Genomic DNA, 4,549 nt, shown 5'->3' with positions numbered 1-4,549 from the left:
GCATGAAAGTATAAACGTGTGCAAAAAGTATAATACGGATTATTCTCCTGATTAAACTGTACGTTTGAAAAAGTAGCCTCACTGCGGTACGCTCTGACGGTATCATTTACCCAGATTTTTCACTCAGCGCGCCGGTTCCTTTACGGCCCGAACGGAGCCCGACATGATTCTGATTCCCGATGATGAACCGGAGCTGAGTCTGCCCGCAGTGGTCATTCCACCCGGTGATGAATGGCTGCCGGCGCTGTCCGGTGAAAATGCGCCGGTCAGCCCAGCCCGGGCCTACCTGCTGTCCCTCAACTCCCCCCGCAGCCGGCAGACCATGGCCTCGTTCCTCAGTATTGTCGCCAGCATGCTCGGAGCCACTTCCCTGGAGTCCTGCAGCTGGGGCAGCCTGCGGCGCCACCACGTGATGGCCGTGACCGAACTGTTGCGCGACACCGGCCGGGCCACGGCCACGGTCAACACCTACCTTTCGGCGCTGAAGGGGGTGGCAAAGGAAGCCTGGATGCTGAAGCTCATGGATGTCGAGAGCTTCCAGCACATCCGGGCGGTGCGTAACCTGCGCGGCAGCCGTCTCCCGCGCGGCCGTGCCCTGCCGCCGGAGGAGGTCCGTGCGCTGTTTGCTGCCTGTGAGGCCGATGATTCCAGTATCGGCATCCGCGATGCGGCGATGCTGGCCGTCATTCTCGGCTGCGGCCTGCGACGGTCGGAGGCCGTGGTTCTGGAATTGTGTGACGTTGTCACAAATGAACGGGCACTTCGTGTGCTGGGCAAGGGAAACAAGGAGCGGCTGGCCTATATGCCGACCGGCACCTGGCAGCGGCTTAAAAAGTGGGTTGAAGAAGTTCGCGGGGAGAAGGAAGGGCCGCTGTTCACCCGTATCCGCCGCTTTGACACCCTGACGAACGACCGTCTCACCGATCAGGCGGTTTACCATGTTCTGCAGGTACGCCAGCGCCAGGCAGGGATAGCGAAATGCGCGCCGCACGATTTAAGGAGAACCTTTGCGACCGCCATGCTAGATAACGGCGAGGATTTAATCACAGTAAAGGATGCGATGGGCCACGCTAGCGTCACCACCACCCAGCAGTATGATCGCCGTGGAGAGGCACGCCTGCGCACAGCTCGTGACCGTCTGGATCTGATATGAACTTAACAACATGGTAAGAGATTAAGTTTACAGGACATAAGATGAGGGTGCCCGCAGACTGCGCGATTTCTAGAATGGTGCCACAGCGGAACTTTTGTTAACGTAGGTCTGCCGGTTGCCCTGTTTCCCATTCTGAGCCGGGATGGTTTGGACCTACAGGGTGACAGGCGATCTTTTTGCCTTCATTCAAACTCCCTCCTCAAATGGGTATGAGGGTTTCTCCGTACGATCCTAGTTTGCTTAACCTAACAAGTATTCGGCTTTCTCTCGTGTTGGCGGTGGTTATCGATCTCTTTGCCCGTAATGTGGTCGGCTGGTCGATGAAACCCACTCTCTAGCGCGAACTGGCGCTCGACGCGCTGATGATGGCGGTCTGGCGCCGAAAACCGGACGGCGAGGTCATCGTACATAGCGATCAAGGTAGTCAGTACGGCAATGACGACTGGCAGCGCTTCTGCCGGGCCAATAACCTGGTACCGAGCATGAACCGGCTTGGCAACTGCCAGGATAATGCGGTTGCCGAATCGTTCTTCAGTTCACTGAAAAAAGAACGCATCAGGAAGAGAATATACAAAACTAGGGATCTGTCCCGGGCGGATATCTTCGATTACATTGAAGTATTCTACAACCGGGCCCGGCGCCACAGTCACCTCGGCGGCGTCAGTCCAACAACGACTCGGTAGTGTCTAGATTATCCGTGGCGATTCAGTCCTCTCCACCAGATCGAGCCTCATAAAGTTTTTTTTGAAGTTAGGAGTTACTCAATGGCAGGCAACGAGTGGTTCACGCTGCATTTCAAAATGCGACAACCATGTGAGCGAAAATTGCGTTCAGGGACCCGCCGTTCATGTGGGCCAGATGCCCAACCGTCTTCATTTTGCTACTAGCCAGTCCTGTCCTGCATACATTTGATATGGCCGCTTTAAGCGATCTGCGGACATTACTGACAGCATCCTGTATGAATAACGGGGTGCAGGTCACAACAAGTTGACCGACTGGACGTCAGTCAGCGGGATCAGCACCCGGACCAGACTGGTTTCACTGACAGGAGGCATCCTCCAGCTTTCGCTCGAACACAGCGTTTCTTTATTAGATTTTTCATGCCAAATCAGTTGCTTAACTTTCTCCCGCACTTAAAGTTTGGACAGTGCTGATGAAAATTCAGCGATCAGGATATCGCCGTCTTCAAGACCGACACTGACCCGGAAAAAAAGCCATTCTGGATCGTCATTGCTCGTGTATGAAGGTGTGAAAGGGATCAGACAACTGTCCACGCCCCCCCAGCCATAGGCCAGTTTTACCGTTCTGAATTGACTTAAAAAAGCATCACGTCGGGTACTCGATGTGTTTCGTACAGAAAAACTGAACAGCCCATTGCTGTATTGATAATATTTTCGGTACGTTTCATGGTCGGGATGCGACGTGAGATGAGGAGAGATAACGGTTTCTACGGCGGGGTGTGCGAGCAGGAAAGCAATAAGCCGGTGTGCCGTTTCACGCTGGTTTTTTAACCTAGTCGTCAGCGTCTTAAGTCCTTTATAGAGACTGCTGGACTCTTCTCCGCCTGCGCAGATCCCAGCGTTCATGAGGTACTGTCGGATTGGCGCATAATATTGCTCCGTTGTAGTGATAATGCCCACCACTGCATCGGAGTGCCCTGCCAGGTACTTTGAAGCGGAATGAATAACCACATCAATGCCATGCTGCAGTGGATTAAACAGTACCGGGGTGGACCAGGTATTGTCCATCACCGTCATAATACCTTTCTGCCTGGCCTGCACCGCCACGGCGCCAATATCGGTAACTTCGAAAATATTAGACGACGGGGATTCGATATAAATTAGCCTTGTCTTGTCCGTGAGGTAATCATCACAGTGACTGAACTCAGCAGAGGTCAGAAACGTGGCGGTTATGCCGAGCTGGTGTAAAAAGGTCGAAACAAAACGATGGACCGGTTCATAAACTGTGCGCGTAAGCAAAATGTGATCGCCGGGGCGCAGAAATGTCATCAGAACCGAGGTGATCGCAGCCAGACCTGAACAGGTGCTTAACGAGCCATACCCGCCCTCAAGGCGGGTAATTTCGTGTTCGACAGCATCGGTCATTGGGGTACCAAAACGGGAATAACGTGGATAGTGTTGCTTCAGAAGATCCTTCGATGCCCGTTCTAGTGCCTGATAGTCCTGATAAATACCAGATGTAAACCGATAAACTGGTGGATGAGGAAATGCGTGATTTTCTTCGTTTGCAGCCCTGTCAGTCATTGCTGATCGATTCCCAGTGACGACAATGATGGATGTTCTCATAGCAGGCACTGAACAGCGTCCGAACCGATACCGGATCATCGGCTTCCACCACATGCCCAATCAGGTAAAGGCCTGATTTTTCTCCACCATTATAAATTTCACCGACTTTCCCAGTAAGATGTGTCCGGCGAACCTCTGGCGGATACTCCGTGGGTAAAGAGATAAGTTTCCCGTTTGCCGGGGGGATACACACGCATCCAAAACGCAAAAAATATTCTTGGTAGACAGGATATTGCACAGTATTAATATGACACTCAGCTAGCAACCATGCTCTGTCAATGTTAAAATCCGACATTGCTTCAATAAGAAAACTGATCATCCCACCACCGGTTCTGCTGGCAATTTCACAGAAAACGATATTGTCCTGTTTTGTCACCCACAGTTCACAATGGAATGCAAAGTTTTCAGTTACAGGCATGCGGCTGATAATGTCTCTGGTCGTCTCAGTCAGTCGTGAATAAAGACAGGTGTCTTTTCCAACAGGAATATTGCCAATATACAGGTTTTTACGGTAGGAAAGACAGTCGTTAATATATTTAAAAGGTTGAATGAATTTCAGTTCTTTGCCAACAACCAGACCATCAACATGATACATTTCACCGTCAATATACTCCTCAATCAGCATACCCGCAGCTGGATTAAAGGAGTCTTTCAAATATATGTTTAATTCATTTCTGGATTTAATAACCGCAACACCGGCAGAGCCTGATGCGAGACGTGGTTTTATCACAACAGGAAAACGACTATCGGCTGAAAATGAAAGAATATCCTCTTCGGAATCCGCTTTATGAAACCGCGCCATACGGATCTTGCTCCCGGATAGCTGCTCTTTCATAAGATACTTATCCCGGTAGCAGACTGCACTTTCCGGGACCTGTCCTGTTATCTGATAACGGCTTCTTATTTCAGCTGCACGGATAACATCGACCTCTGCCCGGCAAAAAACATAATCAAAAGGTGTTGTTTGATATATCTTTTCTGAAAGTTTATAAAGGGAATCATCATCATTATCATAATCATCAAGATAGTAACAATGCTTAATGTGGCTTACATAACCATCATAGAATTTTGACGAAGTGATAAGTACGGG

Annotated in this window: 3 protein-coding genes and 1 pseudogene; 2 read left to right on the top strand and 2 right to left on the bottom strand. The window is 50.6% G+C overall.

Annotated elements, in window-relative coordinates:
* The first annotated feature begins 163 nt into the window (after window positions 1–163).
* Together USH94_RS22295 and USH94_RS22290 are read left to right on the top strand one after the other, a co-directional pair.
* Window positions 164–1,153, top strand: coding sequence for a tyrosine-type recombinase/integrase (locus USH94_RS22295; RefSeq protein ID WP_111966128.1), 990 nt, complete (start codon window positions 164–166; stop codon window positions 1,151–1,153).
* 266 nt (window positions 1,154–1,419) lie between these two features.
* Window positions 1,420–1,836 (top strand): annotated as a pseudogene (locus USH94_RS22290) (IS3 family transposase); the annotation flags it as partial.
* Window positions 1,837–2,286: 450 nt separating this feature from the next.
* Here USH94_RS22290 and USH94_RS22285 read toward each other — a convergent pair.
* Both USH94_RS22285 and USH94_RS22280 read right to left on the bottom strand, forming a co-directional pair.
* On the bottom strand, window positions 2,287–3,417 hold the full coding sequence (locus USH94_RS22285) for a trans-sulfuration enzyme family protein (protein WP_111966129.1): 1,131 nt from the start codon (window positions 3,415–3,417) through the stop codon (window positions 2,287–2,289).
* A partial coding sequence (locus USH94_RS22280; protein WP_111966130.1) for an ATP-grasp domain-containing protein occupies window positions 3,410–4,549 on the bottom strand: 1,140 nt, incomplete at its 5' end. The genes USH94_RS22280 and USH94_RS22285, both read right to left, overlap by 8 nt.

The organism is Enterobacter sp. 148H3, assembly GCF_034107425.1.
Classification (GTDB): Bacteria; Pseudomonadota; Gammaproteobacteria; order Enterobacterales; family Enterobacteriaceae; genus Enterobacter; species Enterobacter vonholyi.
Note: the sequence above shows the minus strand (reverse complement) of the source record. Positions and strands in the feature narration are given on the sequence as shown.